We start from the raw sequence: 20,422 nt of genomic DNA on the forward strand, positions 1-20,422 counted from the left end.
TCGGGGCCTCTTTCACCAGGAGCCCTCATGCCGTATCCGACCGCCGCCGCGCCCCGCCTTGACGCGGGCGCCTGCCCGCCGCCCCCGCAGGCCCCGGGCGACCTCGACCCGCGCGCCCTGCGGACCCTGCTGGGCAGCTACCCCACGGGAGTCGCCATCGTCACGACCCGCGCCTCCGGCGGACGGCGCGTGGGACTCACCATCAATTCCTTCGCCTCGCTGTCGCTCGACCCGCCGCTGGTACTCTGGAGCCTGGGCAACCACTCCCCCAGCCTCGGCATCTTCCGCGACAGCCGGCACTTCGCCATCCACGTGCTGGCCCGGGACCAGCAGGCGCTCGCGCGGCGCTTCGCCGATCCCTCCGTCCGCGACAAGTTCGAGGGGGTGGCGACCCACGACACGCCCGAGGGCGTGCCCCTCATCGACGGCGCGCTGACGGCGCTGGTGTGCGCGCACGACCGCTGCTGCGACGCGGGCGACCATCTGCTGCTCATCGGCCGCATCGTCGGCACCCGGCAGTGCGGCGGCACGCCGCTGGTTTTCCATGCGGGCCGCTACGCCGCCCTGGCCCCGGCCTGAATCTCTCTCTCCCGAAGGAGGCGCCTTCCCATGACGACCGACACCCAGACCCTGCTGCCCCGACTCGCCGCCCGCCTGGCCGACGGCGGCATCCGCGTCATCGACCTGACCCAGACCCTGAGTCCCTCGTTTCCCGCGCTGCAGCTGCCGCCGCAGTTCGGCCAGGTCCAGCCCTTCAAGATCGAGCGCATCTCGTGCTACGACGAGGCCGGGCCGGCCTGGTACTGGAACAACTTCTCCTGCGGCGAACACACCGGCACGCATTTCGACGCCCCGGCCCACTGGATCACCGGGCGCGACCATCCCGGCAACGGCGTGGACACCATCCCGGTCGAGCGCTTCATCGCCCCCGCGGTGGTCGTCGACGCCAGCGCCGAAGTGGCCCGCGACGACGACTGGCTGCTCACGGTGGAATTCCTGGAAGCGTGGGAGCGGCGCCACGGCCGCATCCCGCAAGGCGCCTGGGTGCTGTTCCGCACCGACTGGTCATTGCGCGCCGACCGGCCGGACGTCTTCCTCGGCATGCGCGAAGACGGCGCCCATACCCCCGGCCCGACCCAGGCTGCGGTCGAATGGATGATCCACGAGCGCCAGGTGCACGGCTTCGGCGTCGAGACCATCAACACCGACGCGGGCCAGTCGTACGCCTGGCCCGTGCCCTACCCCTGCCACACGCTCATGCACGGCGCCAACCGCTACGGCCTGCAGTGCCTGAAGAACCTCGACCAGCTGCCGCCCCGGGGCGCCCTCATCCTGGCGGCGCCGCTGAAGATCGAAGGCGGCTCGGGCAGCCCCCTGCGCGTCCTGGCCCTGGTGGAGTGAGCCCATGAAATACACCGCCGATCCGCAGGCCATTTTCGTCGGCAGCGGCATCAACTCGCTGGTGTCGGCCGCCCTGCTGGCGACGCGCGGCCTGCGGGTCCTGGTGCTCGAGCGCAACGGCCGCCCGGGCGGCTGCATCCGCACCGAAGAGCTGTTTCCCGGCTACCGGCACGAAATCATGTCGTCCTGGTATCCGCTGTTCGTCGGCAGCCCGGGCCATGCCGAACTGCGGCCGGCGCTGGAGGCCCTCGGCCTGGAATTCGTCTCCTGCGACTACGCCACCGGATGGGTGCACCCGGACGGTCGTTCCATCGCCCTGCGCCAGGACCTGGCCGACGCCGCGCGGCGCCTCGACGCCCTGGCCCCGGGCGACGGCCAGGCGCTGGCGGCGGCCGCCGCCCGCCTGTTCGGCGAGGATGCCGCGCTGACGTTCGGCCTGCTGGGCCAGAACCTCTACGGGCGCGGCGTGCTGCGGCTGCTGTTTTCCGAATGGCGCAAGCGGGGCGTGGACGGCCTGGCGGCCTACGCAGCCGGCGCGCTGGAGAGCTTCCGCCACTGGTCCGAGCGCAGCCTCGCGGCGGACGAAACGCGCGCCCTGATGGCGCCCTGGACGCTGCACTCGGGCCTGGGTCCCGACGACGCCACGTCGGCCCTGATCGGCAAGCTCACGCTGGCGGCCGTGGTCGGCTCCGGCATGCCCGTGGTGAAGGGCGGCGGATCGCGGCTGGTGGAAGCGCTCGTCGGCCTCATCGAAGCCCGCGGCGGCCAGGTCCTGACCGATGCGCAGGTCGAGGAGGTCGAACTCGCCGGGCAGGGGCGGCGCCGGCGCGCCACGGGCGTGCGGCTGGCCGACGGCCGGCGCTTCGCCGCCGGCCGGGCGGTCGTGTGCAGCGTGACGCCGCAGCAGCTCTACGGCAGGCTCCTGCCGCACATGCCCGGGCTCGTGCGCGAGCGCGCCGAGGCCTACCGCTACGGCCGGGGCGACATGCAGGTCCATTTCGCCCTGGACGCGCCGCCGGCCTGGCGCGATCCGGAACTGCTGCGGGTGCCCCTGGTGCACCTCACCGAAAGCCTGGAGCAGGTCTGCCTGTCGGTCACGGAGGCCAGCAACGGCTGGCTGCCGGCCCGGCCCACGCTGGGCATCGGCCAGCCGGTGGCGGTGGACGCCAGCCGCGCGCCGCCGGGCGGCTGGATCCTCTGGATCCAGATGCAGGAGCTGCCCACCCGCCTGAAGGGCGACGCCGCCGGCCGCATCGCCATCCCGGCCGACGGCCGCTGGAACGAGGCGGTCCGCGAGGCCTACGCCGACCGGGTCCAGGCGCGGCTGGAACAGGTCATGCCGGACCTGCGCGCCCGCATCGTCGGCCGCCGGGCCTATTCGCCCGCCGACCTGGAGGCGCTGAACTGCAATCTGGTGGGCGGCGACCCCTATTCGGGCAGCTGCGCGCCCGACCAGTTCTTCTGGCTGCGGCCCTTCGCCGGCGGCCAGGGCGCGCGGGGCCACCGCACGCCGGTGGCGAACGTGTACCACATCGGCGCCAGCACCCATCCGGGACCGGGCCTGGGGGCCGGCTCCGGATACCTGGTGGCCGGGATGATCCAGCCCCGCTGAGCCGGCGCGCCTTGGGGCCGGGCGGGCCGCCGCGCCCGGCCCTGCCGAACCCACCGCCCCCGAACCCGCCGCCTCCGATGCCGCCGGCGCCGGCGCGCCTCAGCCGCGGCGGCGCAGGGTCTGGCTGGGGGTCTCGCCGTAGCGCCGCTTGTACTCGCTGCTGAAGCGCCCCATGTGGGAAAAGCCCCAGCGCAGCGCCACGCCGGTCACGTTGCCCGCATCGCCGCCGAGCAGCTCGGCGCGCACGCGTTCGAGCCGCAGCGCGTGCAGATAGCCCATGGGACTGACGCCGAGGAAGTCGCGGAAACCGGCATACAGGCTGCGCACGCTGATCCCCGCCACCTGCGCCAGCCGCTCGACGCTCACCGGCTCGTGGACGTGGGCCTGCAGGTAGTCCTGCACCCGCCGCACGTGGCGCGGCAGCACGGTGCTGCGGCGCGCCGGCGCCGTGGCGGAATAATTGTGCCGCTGCGAGGACAGCAGCACCGACGCCGCCAGCTGTTCGAGGTTGGACAGCACCAGCGGGTGCCGCCCGAGGTCGGGGCACTGCACCGCGCAGTCGGCCAGGTAGGCCAGCAGGCAGCGCCAGGCGGCGCTCTCGCGCCAGCGAAAGCCCGGCTCGAAACGCAGGGGCTCCGCGAGCGGGTGGCCCAGCAGGCCCACCAGCGTGCGCTCGACCAGCGACTGCGACAGCCGCAGCATCAGCTGGTCGTTTCCGGCCAGCCAGCGCATGCGGACCGCCTCGTCGGGATTCAGCACGGAAGCCAGGGCGGCGTCGGAATCGATGTTCCGGCCGTTGCTCTGGATGTGCGCGCAGCCCGCGACCGGCATCTGCACCAGGTAGAAGTCCTCCAGCGGATCCGGATCGATGGACACCGTGGCGCCATAGCGCAGGCGGCTGAGCGAGACCTCGCCGAAACCCGCATGATGCATGCGCGCGTCGAGGGTCTCGCCGGCGCGGAGCAGGCCCAGGCGGTGGGACTTCATCACGCCGCTCACCCGCAGGCGGGTTTCGTCCACGTCGGCGGAGGCGAACAGCAGGCGCTCGGGGTCCTGCAGCAGGCGCTCGATGGAGGTGGATCGCTGACCGTCGCGGATGGATGAGGGTGGCATGTTCGGTCCCCGGCATGTGAAACTTATAGCGGCCCCGGATTCTTGAGCTCCATCAAGAAAAACCCTGAACAAGGCCCTGGCATTATCCGCCGGCCGCGGCGGCTATCCGGAATCCGCAGGAAACCGCGCCGCGGCCCGTCCGGCGACCGAAAACTCGAACACCCGCTGCTCGCAGACGTCGATGCAGCGGCCGCAGCGCAGGCAGTCGATCGCGTCGATCCCCACGCCATGGCCGTCGATCGCCCGCAGCGCCGGGCTGATCACCTGCGGCTCGGGGCAATAGGCGAAGCAGTCGCCGCAATCGTTGCAGGCATCGCGCCGCACGGCCGCCACCCGCACCACGGCATGGCGGCCCACGGCGCCGTAGAAGACCCCGACCGGACAGACGTGCCCGCACCAGCCGTTGGACAGCGCGAGGAAATCGAACAGGAAGATGCCGAGCGCCGCCGTGAGCCCGCCCAGCCACAGGCCGAAGACCAGCGCGCGCATGATCAGGTTGATGGGATTGACCGCCTCCCAGAGCACCACGCCGCCCGCGGCGCTGCCCAGCAGGGCGAGCGCCAGCACCGCGTAGCGCAGCCGCTTGTCGATCCGCAGCATACGGGCCTTGCGCCAGCCCAGGGCGCGGCGCAGTCCCTGGGCGGCGTCGGTCACCAGATTGACGGGGCAGACCCAGCCGCAGAAGGCGCGGCCGCCCACCAGGGCGTAGAACGCCAGCACGGCGAAGCCGCCCCAGAGGGCGCCGCGGGCGAGCGGATGGCCGGCCGCCAGGCTTTGCAGCAGCACGAAGGGATCGGACAGCGGCACGGTCCCGAACCAGACGCTGCTGGCCAGGGTGCCGCTGGCGAGCGGCGCGCCCAGCCAGGAACCGAGCGCGAAAGCGGCCAGGATCAGCCCCTGGCAGACGCGCCGCAGCAGCAGGAATTTCTTCTTTTCAAGCATGGCGGGGCGCGACGCGGATGGCGGCGGAAGGAGCGATGCAATCGTGCTCGCACTTGCCGCAGCCGGTACAGACGTCGGGATCGACCGTGGGCGTGAACAGGCCCCCCATGGGCGTGGGGCCCACCGCCAGCGAAATGGCCCGGCCCTGCAGCGGACAGGCGCGCACGCAGCTGTCGCAGAAGGAATTGCCGACATAGCTGTTGCAGAATTCGGGATGGCTGAGCACGGCCACGCCCATGGCGGCGTCCTCGATGCGCTCCAGCCCCGGGTCGAGCGCCCCGGTGGGACAGGCCCGCAGGCAGGGGATGTCGGCGCACATCTCGCAGGGCACTTCGCGCGCGACGAAATAGGGCGTGCCGCCCTGCGCCGAGCCGTCGGATTCCAGCAGGCGCAGGGTATCGTACGGGCAGGCCTCGACACAGAGCCCGCAGCGGATGCAGGCCGCGTCGAAATCGCGGGCGTCGAGGGCGCCGGGCGGACGGATGCGGGTCAGCGCCCAGGCGGGGGAGGATTCCCGCACCAGCGGCAGGCCCAGGCCGGCCCCCGCCGCCAGCCCGCACAGCCCGGTCTGGAGGAATCGCCGACGAGAAACCTGCCTGATGACCATCGTCCTTCCTGTTCACGCCCCCGATTCCATGATAATGAATGGATTCAGCTCTGAACAATCCGGACTAATACCCAAGCATCCGGGCGGAACGCGGCCGGATGGCGGAGACCGGCCGGCTGGAATCCGGCAGCCCGGAACCTCCTTCCCCGGTCCGCAGCCCGGGCCCATGCTCCGCAGCCCGGGACCCGCGCCCGGCGGCCGGACGGCCTACAGCGGGCGCGGCGCGCGCCGGAAGCGCAGCACCGCGCCGACCGGCACCTGCGCCAGCCGGTCCAGCTGCCCGACCGGCACCACGGCGATGACCGGATAGCCGCCGGTCAGCGGATGATCGGCCAGGAACAGGACGGGCTGCCCGCTGGGCGGCACCTGCAGGGCGCCGGCGACCGTCCCCTCGCTGGGCAGCTCGCCCGCGCGGCTGCGGACCAGGGGCTCGGCGCCCGCCAGCCGCATGCCCACCCGGTTGGACTGCGGCGTCACGATCCAGTCCTGCGACAGCAGCCGGTGCAGGGCGCCGGCCTCGAACCAGTCGTCGCGCGGGCCGGGGATCACGTCGAGGAACACCCGCTCCCCGGCGCGCGGGGGGGCGTCCTCGGGGGCCTCGGGGCCTCGGGGGCCTCGGGGGCATGGGGGGCATGGGGAGCGGCGGCGGCACCGGAGGCCTCGGGGGCGTCGGCGGCATCGCCACCGGGAGCGTCGAGGGCGCCGCCACGGTTCGGGACAAGGCGGCCGATCGGGATCCGGTCGCCCCGCCTCAGGGGCGCGGGCCCCAGGCCGGCCAGGATGTCGGTGGCGCAGCTGCCGAGGACGGGCCGCACCGCCCAGCCGCCGCGCACGGCCACATAGCAGCGCACGCCGGCGCGGACGCGGCCGATCCGCAGCTCGTCGCCCTCGCGCAGTTCGATGGGGTGGCCGGCCGCGGCGGGCAGGCGCATGCCCGAGGCCGAGGTCGCCACCACGGGGGCCGTGGCGCCGGTCACCGCCACCACGGCCCGCCCGCGGCAGACCAGCCGCAGCCCGCCCAGCGCGTGTTCCAGCACCGGCAGGCCGGGCGGATTGTCCACCAGCCGGTTGGCCCGGCGCATGGCCCCGCGATCGAGCGCGCCGGAGCGGGAGACGCCCAGGCGCGTCAGGCCGGGCCGGCCCTCGTCCTGGACCAGGGTCTGCAGGCCCGCGTCCAGCACCTCGCAGGCCGCCGCCGGCTCGGCCGCGGCCGCAGATGCGGCTGCGAGGGCCGATACGGGGGCAGAGGCGGCGGAAGGATCGGAGGAATCGACGAGACCGGAGGACTTGGACAGGCCGGGGAGCGCCGAGGGCGCGGGCGCACCGGCCGCCTCGCGCGACGGCGCCTGCGCCGCCGCGGCCGCCAAGGCCGCCGAACCCGCCAAGGCCGCCAAGGCCGCCGAACCCGCCGAAGCCGCCGAACCCGCCGAAGCCGGCAGGCTCCATACCGCCCCGGGCGCGTCCAGGTCGCGGAAACGCACCTGGAACCCCGGCTGCACCAGGGCCGGCTCGGCCCGGTCCATGTCCCACATGCGCCAGGGCGTCGCGCCCAGCAGCTGCCAGCCGCCGGGGCTGTCGGACGGATAGACGGCGCTGAAATCCCCGGCCACGGCCACCGACCCCGCCGGCACGCGCACGCGCGGCGCGGCGCGCCGGGGCACGCCGTGGAAACAGGGATCGCCGCCCGCCAGATAGACGAAGCCCGGTGCGAAGCCGGCGAAGGCCGCCAGGTAGTCGGTGCCGGTGTGGCGCTCGATCAGCTCGGCGCGCGTCAGGCCGAGCAGGCCGGCGACCTCTTCCAGGTCCTCGCCCGCATAATGCACGGGAATCTCCACCCGGCGCCCGGCGCCCGCCGCCAGGCCCCCAGCCGATGGGCCGGACGGGTCGCCGCCCGCTGCCGGACCGGCATGCGGCAAGCCGGACGGGCCCTTCGCCAGGCCCGCACCTGGCGAACCGGACACGCCACCCGCTGCCACCAGGCCGCCCGCGGAGCCCGCCGCCACGGCGGAGGCGGCGCGCCGCAGCCAGGCGGCCACCGCGCGCGCGGACAGGACGGCCGGATCGAACGGCACCAGCAGGGTGCGGGCCGCGGGGATCACATCCTCCACGCCCGCGGGCCGTGCGCCCAGCGCCTGGAACAGCGCCAGGGTCTCGGCGAGCGAGCCGAGTTCCGCCAGCACCGCGCCGTCGCCGGCCGGCAGGCAGCGCAGCGCCGTCACCGGGCCCCCCGCTTCGCGCCGCGCGCCGGGGCGCGGGCCGAAAAGCCGCCCGGCGCGTTCATGTGGCTCGCGTGTCCGGGGTCCGCGCGCCTTTGGCCTGCCCGTCTTCGACCCGCGCGCCCGCGAACGGCGCCAGGGCGACGCCGGCCGCTTCCAGCCGCTGGCGCACCGCGCGCGCCAGGGCCACGGCCCCCGGGCTGTCGCCGTGCACGCAGATGGAGTCGGCCCGCAGGCGCACGCGGCTGCCGTCGATGGCGGTGATCTCGCCGGTGCGCACCAGGTCCAGCATGCGGTCGGCGACCTGGGCGGGATCGTGCAGCACGGCGCCCGGCTCGCGGCGCGACACCAGCGCTCCCTCGGGCGTGTAGGCCCGGTCGGCGAAGGCCTCGGCCACCACCCGCAGGCCGCGCGCCCGCGCCCGCGCCAGCAGCGGCGAGCCGGCCAGGCCCATCAGGATCAGGTCCGGGTCCAGCGCCAGCAGGGCGGCGATGACGTCCTCCGCCTGGCGCGCGTCGTGCGCGATGGTGTTGTACAGGGCGCCATGCGGCTTGACGTAGCTCACGCGGGTGCCGGCGGCGGCGGCCAGGCCCTGCAGGGCGCCGATCTGGTAGATGACGTCGGCCGCCAGCTCGCGGCTGGTCGGGTCCATGTTGCGCCGGCCGAAGCCGGCCAGATCGGGATAGGCCACGTGCGCGCCGATCGCCACGCCGCGCGCCGCGGCCGCGCGCAGGGTGTCCAGGATGCCGGCCGGGTCGCCGGCATGAAAGCCGCAAGCCACGTTGGCGCTGGTGACGAGGTCCAGCATGGCGGCGTCGTCGCCCATGCGCCAGGCGCCGTAGCTTTCACCGAGATCGCTGTTCAAGTCCATGAGCGTTCCTTATCATTGCAAGACACAGGCCGGATCGTTGAACGATCCGGCAAAAACAGGCCTCCAAAACATTCCGTTCCACGATTCCATCCACTTCCGTTCCACGATTCCACCCACATCCGCCCGATTCCCAGGACAGCCATGAATCCCCGCCATTATCCCAGTCCCGGCACCGCGCCGAGCCTGACCGACACGGTCGCGGAAACCATCCGCCAGCAGCTCATCCACGGCCAGCTGCGGGCGGGACAGCGGCTGTCCGAGGCCGGCCTGAGCGAACAGCTGGAAGTCTCGCGCAACACCCTGCGCGAGGCCTTCCGCATCCTGTCCAAGGAAGGGCTGCTGCGCCACGAACCGAACCGGGGCGTCTCGGTGGTGGTGCCCTCGATCGCCGACATCATCGACATCTACCGCGTGCGCCGGCTGATCGAATGCCAGGCGCTGGCGCAGGCCTGGCCGCGCCATCCCGCCCACAAGCGCATGGAACAGGCCATGACGCACGCGCGCCGCATGCGCGACGCCGGCGACTGGCTGGAGGTGGGCTCGGCCAACATGCTGTTTCACGCCGGCATCGTGGCGCTGGCCGACAGCGCGCGCCTGTCGGCGATGTTCGCCGACATCTCGGCCGAACTGCGGCTGGCCTTCGGCCTGCTGGACGATCCCGAATATCTGCATGCGCCCTTCGTCGATCTGAATGCCCGCCTGCTGGAACTGTTCGAGCAGGGCGACACGGCGACGGCGGCCCGGGATCTGGAGAACTACCTGATCCAGTCCGAGCGCATGGTGCTGTCGGTCTATTCCGCCCGCGTCGATTGAATTCCGCCCGCACCGCCTGAACCATCCCGCACCGCCTGAACCGTCCCGCGTCGGCTCAACCGTCCAGCCTCGGCTGAACACCCCCCCGCCTTGCCGGTGCCCCGGCCGCGCCCCGCCGCGTTCCATGCCGTCAACCCACGCCGGCCATCTCCTTGAACGATCGATGTCCCTGAATTATCGTTGAACAATACAAATAATAAACTCAACGATCAAAGACTACATCCGCTACAAGATCATTCTTATTGTTGATAACCCTGATCGACGCGGGGAGAGGGATGGTCTATCTTTATCGTCAGCCATCGCCGGGGCCCACGCGCGGCCATGCGGCGATGCCCACCCGATCCTTCTCCAGGAGCCCCCCCATGAAGCGTCGCACTTTCTTCGCCACCGCCCTGGTCGCCGGCCTGGGCCTCACCGTCCAGGCCCGTGCCGCCACGCAGTGGGACCTGGCCTCGGCCTATCCGGCCTTCAACTTCCATTCGCAGAACCTCGCCCAGTTCGCCAAGGACGTGGACGCCGCCACCCAGGGCGAGCTGAAGATCACCGTCCACGCCGGCGCGTCCCTGTTCAAGATGCCGGAAATCAAGCGCGCCGTGCAGGGCGGCCAGGCCCAGGCGGGCGAATTCTTCATGGTCAGCTTCCAGAACGAATGGCAGCCCTTCGGCGTGGACGGCCTGCCCTTCCTGGCCGGCAACTACGACGAGGCCTGGAAGCTCTACCAGGCGCAGAAGCCCGCCCTGCAAAAGAAGCTGGACCAGCAGGGCATGGTGCTGCTGTACGCCGTGGCCTGGCCCCCGCAAAGCATCTACAGCAACAAGCCCATCCATTCCGGCGCCGACCTGAAGGGCCTGAAATGGCGCGTCTACAGCCCCACCACCGCCCGCATCGGCGAACTGGTCGGCGCCCAGCCCGTCACCATCCAGGAAGCCGAGCTGTCCCAGGCGCTGGCCACCGGCGTCATCGAAGGCCTGATCACCTCCAGCGCCACCGGCGCGGACAACAAGCTCTACGAAAACATGAAGTACTTCACCAACGTCCAGGCCTGGATCCCGAAGAACGCCGTGGTCGCCAACAAGAAGGCCGTCGAAGCCCTGTCCCCCGCCGCGCGCGACGCGCTGCTGAAGGCCGCCGCGGCCGCCGAGCAGCGCGGCTGGGAAGCCTCGCGCAAGGTCGATGCCGACTCCATCGCCAAGCTGAAGGCCGGCGGCATGGAAATCGTCGAGCCCTCCGCCCAGCTGAAGGCCGACCTGGCCAAGGTCGGGGACACCGTCATCCAGGAATGGACCGCCAAGGCGGGCGACGAGGGCAAGCAGATCCTGGACGCCTACCGCGCCAGCCGCTGACCGATCCACGGGCGGCCCCCGGCCGCCGCCGCGCGCCGGACGGCGCGCGGCCCTCCGACCGCTAGGAACGCATCATGCGTCGATTTCTCGATGGACTCTACACCGCCAGCGGCTGGCTGGCGGGCCTGGGCATGATCGGCGTGCTGCTGATGGTGACCCTGATGATCCTGGGCCGCCTGCTGGGCTTCCCGGTCGGCGGGGCCGACGCCTACGCCGGCTACGCCATGGCCGGCGCCGGCTTCCTCGCCCTGGCCAGCACGCTGAAGCACGGCGAGCACATCCGCGTCACCCTGATCCTGGGCATGCTGCACGGCAAGGCGCGCCGCGGGCTCGAACTCGCGGCGCTGCTCGTCGCCGTGGCGCTGTCGGGCTTCCTGGCCCTGTATTCCGCGCGCCTGGTCTGGCAGTCCTGGTCCTTCCAGGACATCTCCACCGGCATCGACGCCACGCCGATGTGGATCCCTCAGATCCCCATGGCCGTGGGCACCCTGGTCTTCTTCATCGCCTTCCTGGACGAGTTCTGCCTGGAGCTGCTGGGCAGGCGCGCGCCCCCCGCCTCGGAGGAACCCCACCATGAATGAGATCTCGGCCAGCATCGCCCTGATCGTCGTCCTCTTCGCGCTGCTGGGCGGCGGCGTGTGGGTCGGCCTCACCCTGGCCGGCGTCGCCTGGTTCGGCATGGAATTCTTTTCCAGCCGCGCCGCGGGCGACGCCATGGCCATGACCATCTGGGGCAGCTCCAGCAGCTGGACACTGACCGCGCTGCCGCTGTTCATCTGGATGGGCGAGATCCTCTACCGCACCAACCTGTCCGAGAACCTGTTCCGCAGCCTGGCGCCCTGGGTCAATCGCCTGCCCGGGCGCCTGCTGCACACCAACGTGCTGGGCTGCACGATCTTCGCCTCGGTGTGCGGCTCCTCGGCCGCCACCTGCGTCACGGTGGGCCGCATGAACCTGCCCGAACTGCGCCGGCGCGGCTACCCCGACGCGCAGATCATCGGCTCGCTGGGCGGCCCCGCCACGCTGGGCCTGCTGATTCCGCCGTCCATCATCCTGATCGTCTACGGGGTGGCTGCGGAAACCTCGATCGCCAAGCTCTTCATCGCCGGCGTCGTCCCCGGACTGCTGCTCGCCCTGCTGTTCAGCGGCTGGATCGCCGGCTGGGCGCTGCTGCACCCCGAGCGCGTGCCGGACTCGGCCGAAGGACACCTGCCGCTGATGGGCAAGCTGCGCGAATCGCGCCAGCTGATCCCGGTGGTCCTGCTGATCCTGGGCGTGGTCGCCAGCATCTACAGCGGCGTGGCCACGGCCACCGAGTCGGCGGCCATCGGCGTCATCGGCGCCTTCCTGCTGTCGGCCTGGCAGAAGACCCTGAGCTGGAAATCGTTCCGCGATTCCCTGCTGGGGGCCACGCGCCTGTACTGCATGATCGCCCTGATCCTGGCGGGCGCGGCCTTCATGACCCTGTCCATGGGCTACATCGGCCTGCCCCGCCAGCTGGCGGAATTCGTCGGCGGCCTGCACCTGTCGCCCGGCATGCTGATCGTCGCGCTCGCCCTGTTCTACATCGTGCTGGGCTGCTTCCTGGACGGCATCTCCACCATCGTCCTGACCATGGGCGTGGTGCTGCCCATCATCCAGGCGGCCGGCATCGATCCGATCTGGTTCGGCATCTTCCTGGTCATCACCGTGGAAACCGCCCAGATCACGCCGCCGGTGGGCTTCAACCTGTTCGTGCTGCAGAGCATGACCGGCAAGGAAATCACCTACCTGGCGCGGGTCTGCGCGCCCTACTTCGGCCTGATGGCCCTGCTGCTGGTGGTCCTGTGGCATTTCCCCGCGCTCGCCACCTGGCTGCCCGGCCACATGTAGCGCCGCCGGCCCCGCGCCGCGGGCCCCCTGCCGGGGGCCCGCTTGTTTTCCGGGCGCATTCCCGATTATCGTAATCGCGGGGCCGCCCCCACCGGCCCGCACGAGGAACCCCATGACCGCCACCCTGCTGATCGACCGCCGCATGCACGACCTGGGCGGGGGCTTCGTCGTCGGCCGCGTGCTGCCCTGCCGCAAGCGCCGCATGGTCGGGCCCTTCATCTTCTTCGACCACCTGGGCCCGCTGGACGTGGCGCCCGGCGCGCCGCGCGAACTGGACGTCCGCCCGCACCCGCACATCGGCCTGTCCACCGTCACCTACCTGTACAGCGGCGCCATCACCCACCGCGACAGCCTGGGCTCGAACCAGGAAATCCGCCCCGGCGAGGTCAACTGGATGACCGCCGGCAGCGGCATCACCCACAGCGAGCGCCTGGAATACGCCCGCGCCCACGGCGCCACCATGCACGGCATCCAGGCCTGGGTCGCCCTGCCGCGCGAACACGAGGAAACCGCGCCCGAATTCCATCACCATCACGGGGCCGGCGAACTGCCGGAATTCCACGAGGACGGCGTCGCCGGCCGCCTGATCGCCGGGTCCATCGAGGGCGCCGCCGCCCGCGTCCGGACGCATTCGCCGCTGTTCTACCTGCACTGGGACATGGCCGACGGCGCGCGCCGCGCCCTCGGCACCGACTACTCCGAACGCGCCGTCTACGTCGCCCGGGGCGCCGTCGAACTCGACGGCCACCCGCTGGCCGAAGGGCGGATGCTGGTCCTGCAGCCGGGCCGCGCCGCGCAGGTCCGGGCCCGGGGGCCCGCGACCGTGATGCTGCTGGGCGGCGAACCGGTCGGCGAACGGTTCATCTCCTGGAATTTCGTGTCCTCATCCAGGGACAGGCTCGAACAGGCCCGCGAGGACTGGCGCGCCCAGCGCATGAAGCTGCCCGTGGGCGACGACCGCGAATTCATCCCGCTCCCGGGCCGCACGGACGGGCCAACCCCCCAGCAAGGAAACACACGATGTCGCTCAAGCTCCAAGTCATCATCTGCAGCACCCGCCCGGGCCGCGTCGGCCCCGCGGTCGCACGCTGGTTCCACGAATTCGCTCGCAGCCACGGCCGGTTCGACGCCGCGCTGGTGGACCTGGCCGATTTCAACCTGCCTCTCTACGACGAGCCGGTGCACCCCCGCATGCAGCAGTACGCGCACGACCACACCAAGCGCTGGAGCGCCAGCGTGGCCGGCGCCGACGCCTACGCCTTCGTCACGCCCGAATACAACTACAGCCCGCCGCCCGCGCTGGTGAACGCGCTGGACTTCGTCTACAAGGAATGGAACTACAAGCCCTGCGGCTTCGTCAGCTACGGCGGCGTCTCGGGCGGCCTGCGCGCGGCCCAGGCGGCCAAGCTGCAGGTCACCACCCTGAAGATGATGCCCATGGCCGAAGGCGTCGCCGTCCCCATGGTGGCCAAGCATATCCAGGACAACGGCGAATTCGCCTCCAACGAACTGATCGACGCCTCGGCCACGACGCTGCTGGACGAACTACTGCGCTGGGCGACGGCGCTCAAGACGATGCGCGCCTGATCGCCGGATCGCCCATCCGCACCGGATCGTCCATCCGCACCGGATCGTCCAGCGCGCCGATCGCCCAAGCACGCCTGATCGACCCCGGCCGCGCCCGCCCGGGCGCGGCTCAGGGGACTTCGACCTCGACCCGCAGGGCGAAATCGGCGATCGTCCTGCGCAGGCCATCCTGCAGGCCCGTGGCGGGCCGCCAGCCCAGGTGGCGCTGCGCGAGCACGATATCGGGGCAGCGCCGCCTGGGATCGTCGGGCGGCAGGGACAGGCGCACCAGCGGCGCGGACGTCCCGGTCAGGGCGCGGATGGCGCCGGCCACGTCCAGCACCGTGATCTCGCTGGGATTGCCCAGGTTTACGGGCCCGCGGAAGGATGGCGGGCTTTCCATCAGGCGGATCAGGCCCTCGATCAGGTCGTCCACGTAGCACAGGGACCGCGTCTGGCTGCCGTCGCCATAGAGGGTCATGGCATAGCCCTTCAGGGCCTGGACGATGAGGTTGGAGACCAGCCGGCCGTCGTCCAGCGCCATGCCCGGGCCGTAGGTGTTGAAGATGCGGGCGATCTTGGTGCGCACGCCGTAGCGCGCGCCGTAGTCGGAGAACAGCGTCTCGGCGCAGCGCTTGCCCTCGTCGTAGCACGAGCGCAGGCCGACGATGTTCACGTTGCCGCGGTAGGACTCGTGCTGCGGATGCTCCAGCGGATCGCCGTAGACCTCGCTGGTCGAGGCCTGGAGGATGCGGGCGCCGGTGCGGCGGGCGAGTTCCAGCAGATTGCGCGCGCCGTCCACGCAGGTCAGCAGGGTATGCGGCGGATCGGCCTGATAATGCCGCGGCGAGGCCGGGCAGGCCAGGTTGTAGATCCGGCTCAGCGGCCCGTCGATGGGAATGGGATCGACGACGTCGTGATGGATCCAGGAAAACCGCGGATACGCCCGCAGCGCCTCGACCGCGTCGCGCGAACCCGTGTCCAGATTGTCGAGGCAGATCACCACGCATCCCATGTCCAGGAGGCGCCGGCACAGATGCGCCCCCAGAAAGCCGGCCCCCCCCGCCACCAGCACCGGGGCGCGCAGCATGGACCGAAAGTTCTTGTCCTGTCCTTCCATGGCCTTATTCCTGCTCCTGTCCGCCGACCAGGCCGGCCAGCAGTTCGTTCCAGTCGCCGATGTAGCGCTCGATGGAGAAGCGCCGCAGGGCGGTCTCGCGGGCGGCCTGCCCCCAGCGCCGCGCCAGTGCCGGCTCGTCGATCAGCTGCCGCATGCAGGCGACCAGGCGCTGCGGCTGGCTGTCCACCCAGCCGTTGACGCCGTTGGCGATCACGCAGGGCAGCTCGGTGGCGGCGACGCCGACGATCGGCAGGCCGGCCATCATCGCCTCGACGAGCGACAGCCCCAGGCTGGCGTAGCGGATGGGGCTGAAGAAGAAGCGGTATTCCGCCATGTACGCCGCCACCTCCATGTTGGGGACCTCGCCCCGCCCGCCCACCAGTTCCTCGGAGCCCATGCCGATGAGGTCCAGCGGCACCTGCCGCGCGGCCCATTGGTAGAGGTCGGCCCCCACCCGCCGGCCGCGCCGTCCCAGGTGATTGACGACCACGATGCCGCGCGGCCGCTCGCCCGTGTAGAGCGGCCGCGGCGGCGCCACGAGGCCGTGTTCGATGACCTGCGTGCGCACGTCCGCGCAATCCCACATCAGCGCGTTGTGCGGCGTCACGTGCACCAGCACGCCCCGTTCGTGGCGGAACCAGTGCACCGTGCCGGTCGGATGCGGCTCGGGCGGATTGTGTTCGATGTACGCGCAGGGCAGCGCCCGCTGCTCGGGCGTGAGCAGCAGCAGGCGGTCGCGCTCGAAGGCGGCGCGCGACTGGTAGATGACGCAGTCCAGCGCCTCGCGGCACACCTCCCGGGCCGGCACGGGATGCACGTTGGGGCCCCACGGAATGCGCGGCCCGGGCGTCGCGTAGCCCGGCGGGTCGCCGGGCAGCACGGGAATGACGAAGTCGTGCGGCAGCTGGGTGAGGGCATGGAGATAATTGCCGTGCACGTGCCACGTCAGGATGCGCAGGCGGCGGCCGCCGCGCCCACGCCCGCCGCCCGGCGACCCGCTGGGCGCGCCTTCCTCGCGGCTCATGGCCGCTCTCCCCCTGCCAGCAGGCCGCGCGCCAGGCGCAGGACCTCCTCGGCGCCGACCCGCGCGGCGCAGGGATGGCCGGGCACGGGACAGTGATCGTGGGCGCAGGGCCGGCACGGCACGTCCGCATGCAGGACGGGATGCAGGCGCGTATCCAGGGGAGCCCAGCGGGCCACGTCGCTGCCGGAGGCGATCACCACGCTGGGCGCGCGCACCGCCGCCGCGACGTGCGAGACGCCCGTGTCGTTGCAGATCAGCAGGCGGCCGCGCTGCAGCAGGCTGGCCAGCGTGCCCAGGTCCGTGCGGCCGCCCAGGTCGAGCGCCGCCGCGCCGATCGACGCGGCCAGGGAAGACGTCAGCGCGCGCTCCCCCGCGCTGCCCGTGACGCCGATCCGCCAGCCTTCCCGCGCCAGGCGCCGGCCGACCGCCGCGTAGCGCTCCGGCAGCCAGCGGCGGGACGCGAGCCGCGCGCCCGGATGCATGAAGACCATGCGCCGCAGGTCCATGCGCAGGCGCCGCGCCAGTTCGTCGGCCCGTTCGTGGTCGGCGGCCTCCAGCGGGAACTCCATGCCGGGGTCGTCGGGACCGGGCACGCCCAGGTGGCGCAGCAGCAGCAGGTAGCGGACGATTTCCGGCCGCGTGTCGGGCCACGCCATCGCCCAGGGCGCCTGCGCCGACCGGTCCGGCACGAAACCCGCCCACCGGCGGGCGCCCAGCGCCTGGACGATGGCGTTGGAGCGGGCGCCGCTGCCATGCAGCTGCAGCGCCAGATCGAAGCGCCGCTCCCGCATGGCGCGATAGAAGCCGGGCAGTTCGTCCAGGCGCGGGGGCTGCTCCGGAAACGCCGGGTCGCCGGGAAATTCGACGAACTCGTCGATGTAGCGGCGAAAGCGCGGCAGGCAGGAGCGCACGCTCGCCAGGCCGATGAAGGTGATGCGGGCGGCGGGCGCGGCGCGGCGCAGCATGCGCAGGGCCGGCACGGCGCAGAGGAAGTCGCCCAGGTTCAAGGCCCGGAAGACCGCGATGCGGCTCGGCCCGGCGGCCCAGAAGGTCGCGGGATCGCTCATGGCGCCAACGGGATCGCTCATGGCGCCACCCGGCCGAAGCGCCATGCGCCCACCAGCCGCCAGAAAATGGACAGCAGCGGGATCAGCGCGGAGGTCAGCGCCAGGTCGGCGACGTTGCGCACGCTCAGCGCCGTGCCCCGCAGGCGGCGCAGGAAAAAGCCCAGCGTCAGCGCCAGCCACGCCGCGGCCGCCGCCGCGGCGGCGGCGAACCAGCCCGCCAGCAGGCAGACCGGGGCGGCCAGCGCCACGGCGGTGACCAGCAGATAGAACCAGGGCGGCCGCCGGCGGATGCGCTGGCGGTAGTGCAGGCGGTGCTTGCGGTACAGCAGCGCATCGAACATGACCTTGCGCTGCATGGACAGGCCCGCGGCGAAGCGCACGGGCCGCAGCGGATGCACCACCACGGCGTCCGGCGCCCGCTCGATGCGGCAGCCGCCCTCCAGCAGGGAAAAATGCAGGTCGGAGTCCTCCCGCCAGGCCTGGCTGTAGCGCTCGTCGAAGCCGCCCAGCCGCTCCAGCACTGCGCGCCGCAAGAAGCAGTTGGCGGTGACGAACTCGGCCTGCGCCAGCCGCCCGGCGTCCCGTTCGTAGTCCGTGGGCGGATCGGGCACGGGCATGACGACGCGCCCCGTCGCGGCATCGACGTCCGGCGTCATGGCGGCCAGGCCCGCCTCCAGCCAGCGCGCATCCGGCACGGTGTCGTCGTCGGTGAAGGCGACGACCGGCGCGCGCGCCGCGCGCCAGCCCCGATTGCGCGCCCCCGCCGGCCCCTGGGTGGCGGTCACCGGCAGGTAGTGCAGCGCCGGCCGGCCGGCGCCTTCCGGCGCGAGCTGCTCCAGCAGGGCGCGCACGGCCGGATCCGGCGCGTCGTCACAGACGATGATCTCGTAGCGCCCGCCCGGCAGCGTCTGGGCGAGCAGCGCGGCGAGGCACCGCGCCAGCATGCCGGGGCGCCGGTAGGTCGGCACCACGACCGATACGTCCGGGAGCGTGGAGTGCGGGGTTGCTGCGGACATGGATCCTCCTCGTTGCGCTCAGGCGACCAGCGGCCGGGGCGATACGCCGGCCCGCCACGCGAGCAGTTCATGGGCGGCGGCCACGACCCTGCGCGGATCGACGCCCTCCAGGCAGGCATGGGTGCCCTCGCGGCAGACGCTGCTGTAGCAGTTCCTGCAGGGCACGTCGTGATACAGCAGCCGGTGGGGCACCTGCCACGGCTGGTGCTGGGGATTGGTCAGGGCATACAGATCGACCAGCGGCGTCCCCACGGCGGCGGCGATGTGGGCCGGTCCGGTGTTGTTGGAGATCAGCAGGCGGGCATCCTCGATCAGGCACGCCAGCTCGCCCAGGGTGAGCCGCCCGGCCAGGTCGATGACGTGCGAGCGCACCGTGCATTGCGCCAGGATGCCGGCGGTCAGGGCGCACTCGCCGGGGCCGCCCGTCAGCAGGATCTTCAGGCCGCAGCCGTGCAGCAGGGAAATGGCGCGGGCGTACAGGGCCGGGTTGTAGCGCCGCGAGGGCGCGCTGGCGCCGCAATGCGCCACGATCCAGCCCTGGCCGCCGCCCAGTCCGTACGCCGCCAGGATCGCGCCCAGCGAGCGCCGGTCGGCGTCCTGGGTGGCGAAGGACAGGCGCGTGTCCGTGCACGCCGCGCCGACCGTCGCCACCAGGTCCAGCTGGCGCTGGACTTCGTGGCGCACGTACTGGCCGGGCTCGGGATCCCGCACCCAGTGGCTCAGCAGCCGGTACGGGTTCTCGTGCGCATGCGCCAGCACCCGCGGGATGCCCGCCAGGCGGCACATCATCGCCGCCGGCAGCGGGCTCTGGCTGTAGACGGTGAAGATGACCGCCGCATCGAAGTTCCGCTGCCGCAGCGCCTCGATCATGCGCCGGTCCTCGGCGGGATCGTCGGCGGCGTTCTTGACCCACGGCGCATCGTAGGCCACGACTTCATCGACTTCCGGCACGTAGGGCGCCAGCGCGGCGCCCGCGCGCGAGGCCAGCAGCGTGATGCGCCGGCCCCGCGCCGAGCGGCGCAGCGCCCGCAGGGCCGGGGTGGTCATCAGCACGTCGCCCAGATTGTCCAGGCGCACGCAGAGAATGGCGCGCGCGTCGCGCCAGGGATCGGCGGGGCGTGCCGCATCGGACCGCGCGCCCGGGGCGCCCTCCCGGCGCCGCGCGCTCATGCCGTGCCTCCGGATCCGGTGCGCGGGCACTGGACGCTGATCCAGCGGCTGGCCGCGTCCAGGTCGGGCTCGATGCGCTCGGGAATGCGCCAGGCGCCGGCCAGCCACTCGGTCTCGTGGCCGTTGTCCAGCAGGATGGTGCGGCATCCGGCCCGCCGGCCCGCCTCCACGTCGTCCAGGATGTCGCCGACGAACCAGGACTGGCGCAGGTCCACGTCATGGCACGCGGCGGCGAGCCGCAGCAGCCCCGGCGCCGGCTTGCGGCAGGCGCACAGGCAAGCGTAGCGGGCCACGGTCGCGCGCGGATGGTGCGGACAGTAGTAGAAGCCCGCCAGCGCGGCGCCCGCCTCGCGGAACATGTCGGAGAGCCGGTTGCGCACCGCCACCAGGTCCTGCGGCGCGATCTTCCCCAGCCCGATCCCGGGCTGGTTGCTGATGACGATCAGCGGCATCCCGAGCCGGGCCAGCCGGGCCAGCCCCGCCCGCGCCCCCGGCTCGAACCGCATGCGCCCGGGATCGGCGTTGTACGGCACGTCCTGCAGCACCGTGCCGTCCTTGTCGAGGAACACGGCCGGGCCGCGCACCGGCGGGCGCGCGGTCCCGCCCGCGCCCTGCGGCCGCCCGGACGCCGCACCGGCACCGCGCCTGTCCAGATGGTCCACGTTCATC

20 protein-coding genes and 1 pseudogene are annotated in these 20,422 nt (G+C 72.4%); 9 read left to right on the forward strand and 12 right to left on the reverse strand.

Annotated elements, in window-relative coordinates; translation table 11 throughout:
• Positions 1-27 precede the first annotated feature (27 nt).
• Genes BN940_RS12870 through BN940_RS12880 form a run of 3 tightly spaced genes read left to right on the forward strand, consistent with a single transcriptional unit; the run spans position 28 to position 3,013 of the window.
• Positions 28-579 (forward strand): flavin reductase family protein, encoded by a 552-nt coding sequence (locus tag BN940_RS12870; RefSeq protein WP_043683709.1) that lies wholly within the window; start codon positions 28-30, stop codon positions 577-579.
• A gap of 30 nt (positions 580-609) precedes the next feature.
• Positions 610-1,401: a cyclase family protein gene (locus BN940_RS12875; RefSeq protein ID WP_043683712.1), complete on the forward strand. Its 792-nt coding sequence runs from the start codon at positions 610-612 to the stop codon at positions 1,399-1,401.
• 4 nt (positions 1,402-1,405) lie between these two features.
• The gene (locus tag BN940_RS12880) at positions 1,406-3,013 is read left to right on the forward strand and encodes a phytoene desaturase family protein (protein WP_043683715.1); all 1,608 of its coding nucleotides are present in this window, start codon (positions 1,406-1,408) and stop codon (positions 3,011-3,013) included.
• Between the two features lie 99 nt (positions 3,014-3,112).
• Here the strand turns inward: BN940_RS12880 and BN940_RS12885 are convergent, their stop codons facing one another.
• The 6 genes from BN940_RS12885 to BN940_RS12910 form a co-directional block, all read right to left on the reverse strand.
• Positions 3,113-4,126, reverse strand: a complete 1,014-nt coding sequence (locus tag BN940_RS12885) for an AraC family transcriptional regulator (protein ID WP_043683718.1) — start codon at positions 4,124-4,126, stop codon at positions 3,113-3,115.
• 102 nt (positions 4,127-4,228) lie between these two features.
• Complete coding sequence (gene napH, locus BN940_RS12890; protein ID WP_052355839.1) at positions 4,229-5,068, reverse strand: quinol dehydrogenase ferredoxin subunit NapH; 840 nt, start codon at positions 5,066-5,068, stop codon at positions 4,229-4,231.
• Positions 5,061-5,675, reverse strand: coding sequence for a MauM/NapG family ferredoxin-type protein (locus BN940_RS12895; RefSeq protein WP_052355840.1), 615 nt, complete (start codon positions 5,673-5,675; stop codon positions 5,061-5,063). Before BN940_RS12895 ends, napH begins: the two co-directional genes overlap by 8 nt.
• Before the next feature lie 207 nt (positions 5,676-5,882).
• Positions 5,883-6,236 (reverse strand): 5-oxoprolinase subunit C family protein, encoded by a 354-nt coding sequence (locus tag BN940_RS20140; protein WP_043683720.1) that lies wholly within the window; start codon positions 6,234-6,236, stop codon positions 5,883-5,885.
• Complete coding sequence (locus BN940_RS20145; RefSeq protein WP_052355841.1) at positions 6,221-7,894, reverse strand: 5-oxoprolinase subunit B/C family protein; 1,674 nt, start codon at positions 7,892-7,894, stop codon at positions 6,221-6,223. The genes BN940_RS20140 and BN940_RS20145 overlap by 16 nt, the downstream gene beginning before the upstream one ends.
• A 58-nt stretch (positions 7,895-7,952) precedes the next feature.
• On the reverse strand, positions 7,953-8,762 hold the full coding sequence (locus BN940_RS12910) for a LamB/YcsF family protein (protein WP_052355842.1): 810 nt from the start codon (positions 8,760-8,762) through the stop codon (positions 7,953-7,955).
• Between the two features lie 141 nt (positions 8,763-8,903).
• On the opposite strand from BN940_RS12910, the gene BN940_RS12915 reads away from it, so the two are divergent.
• The 6 genes and pseudogenes from BN940_RS12915 to BN940_RS12940 all read left to right on the forward strand — a co-directional run bounded on the left by BN940_RS12915 (position 8,904) and on the right by BN940_RS12940 (position 14,377).
• Positions 8,904-9,575: a GntR family transcriptional regulator gene (locus BN940_RS12915; RefSeq protein ID WP_043683723.1), complete on the forward strand. Its 672-nt coding sequence runs from the start codon at positions 8,904-8,906 to the stop codon at positions 9,573-9,575.
• Positions 9,576-9,937: 362 nt separating this feature from the next.
• A complete protein-coding gene (locus tag BN940_RS12920) occupies positions 9,938-10,918 on the forward strand; it encodes a TRAP transporter substrate-binding protein (protein ID WP_043683726.1) in 981 nt (326 codons plus the stop codon).
• A gap of 74 nt (positions 10,919-10,992) precedes the next feature.
• The gene (locus tag BN940_RS12925; protein WP_043683729.1) at positions 10,993-11,499 is read left to right on the forward strand and encodes a TRAP transporter small permease; all 507 of its coding nucleotides are present in this window, start codon (positions 10,993-10,995) and stop codon (positions 11,497-11,499) included.
• A complete protein-coding gene (locus BN940_RS12930; protein ID WP_043683732.1) occupies positions 11,492-12,790 on the forward strand; it encodes a TRAP transporter large permease in 1,299 nt (432 codons plus the stop codon). Before BN940_RS12925 ends, BN940_RS12930 begins: the two co-directional genes overlap by 8 nt.
• 142 nt (positions 12,791-12,932) lie before the next feature.
• A pseudogene (locus BN940_RS12935) lies at positions 12,933-13,715 on the forward strand (pirin family protein); the annotation flags it as partial.
• A gap of 95 nt (positions 13,716-13,810) precedes the next feature.
• Complete coding sequence (locus BN940_RS12940) at positions 13,811-14,377, forward strand: NADPH-dependent FMN reductase (protein ID WP_043683735.1); 567 nt, start codon at positions 13,811-13,813, stop codon at positions 14,375-14,377.
• 109 nt (positions 14,378-14,486) lie between these two features.
• Here BN940_RS12940 and BN940_RS12945 read toward each other — a convergent pair whose 3' ends face one another.
• From BN940_RS12945 to BN940_RS12970, 6 genes are read right to left on the reverse strand one after another with little or no spacing between them, the layout of a single operon-like run.
• Positions 14,487-15,476 (reverse strand): UDP-glucuronic acid decarboxylase family protein, encoded by a 990-nt coding sequence (locus BN940_RS12945; RefSeq protein ID WP_052355843.1) that lies wholly within the window; start codon positions 15,474-15,476, stop codon positions 14,487-14,489.
• A 4-nt stretch (positions 15,477-15,480) separates the two neighbouring features.
• Complete coding sequence (locus tag BN940_RS12950; RefSeq protein WP_052355844.1) at positions 15,481-16,500, reverse strand: glycosyltransferase family 4 protein; 1,020 nt, start codon at positions 16,498-16,500, stop codon at positions 15,481-15,483.
• The gene (locus BN940_RS12955; RefSeq protein WP_242404195.1) at positions 16,497-17,588 is read right to left on the reverse strand and encodes a glycosyltransferase family 9 protein; all 1,092 of its coding nucleotides are present in this window, start codon (positions 17,586-17,588) and stop codon (positions 16,497-16,499) included. Before BN940_RS12955 ends, BN940_RS12950 begins: the two co-directional genes overlap by 4 nt.
• On the reverse strand, positions 17,585-18,583 hold the full coding sequence (locus BN940_RS12960) for a glycosyltransferase family 2 protein (RefSeq protein WP_043683742.1): 999 nt from the start codon (positions 18,581-18,583) through the stop codon (positions 17,585-17,587). Before BN940_RS12960 ends, BN940_RS12955 begins: the two co-directional genes overlap by 4 nt.
• Positions 18,584-18,601: 18 nt before the next feature.
• Complete coding sequence (locus tag BN940_RS12965; RefSeq protein ID WP_084330680.1) at positions 18,602-19,753, reverse strand: glycosyltransferase family 9 protein; 1,152 nt, start codon at positions 19,751-19,753, stop codon at positions 18,602-18,604.
• Positions 19,750-20,421, reverse strand: a complete 672-nt coding sequence (locus BN940_RS12970; RefSeq protein ID WP_084330681.1) for a D-glycero-alpha-D-manno-heptose-1,7-bisphosphate 7-phosphatase — start codon at positions 20,419-20,421, stop codon at positions 19,750-19,752. Before BN940_RS12970 ends, BN940_RS12965 begins: the two co-directional genes overlap by 4 nt.
• Between the last annotated feature and the right edge of the window lies 1 nt (position 20,422).

The organism is Castellaniella defragrans 65Phen (assembly GCF_000612685.1).
Lineage (GTDB): Bacteria > Pseudomonadota > Gammaproteobacteria > Burkholderiales > Burkholderiaceae_B > Castellaniella > Castellaniella defragrans.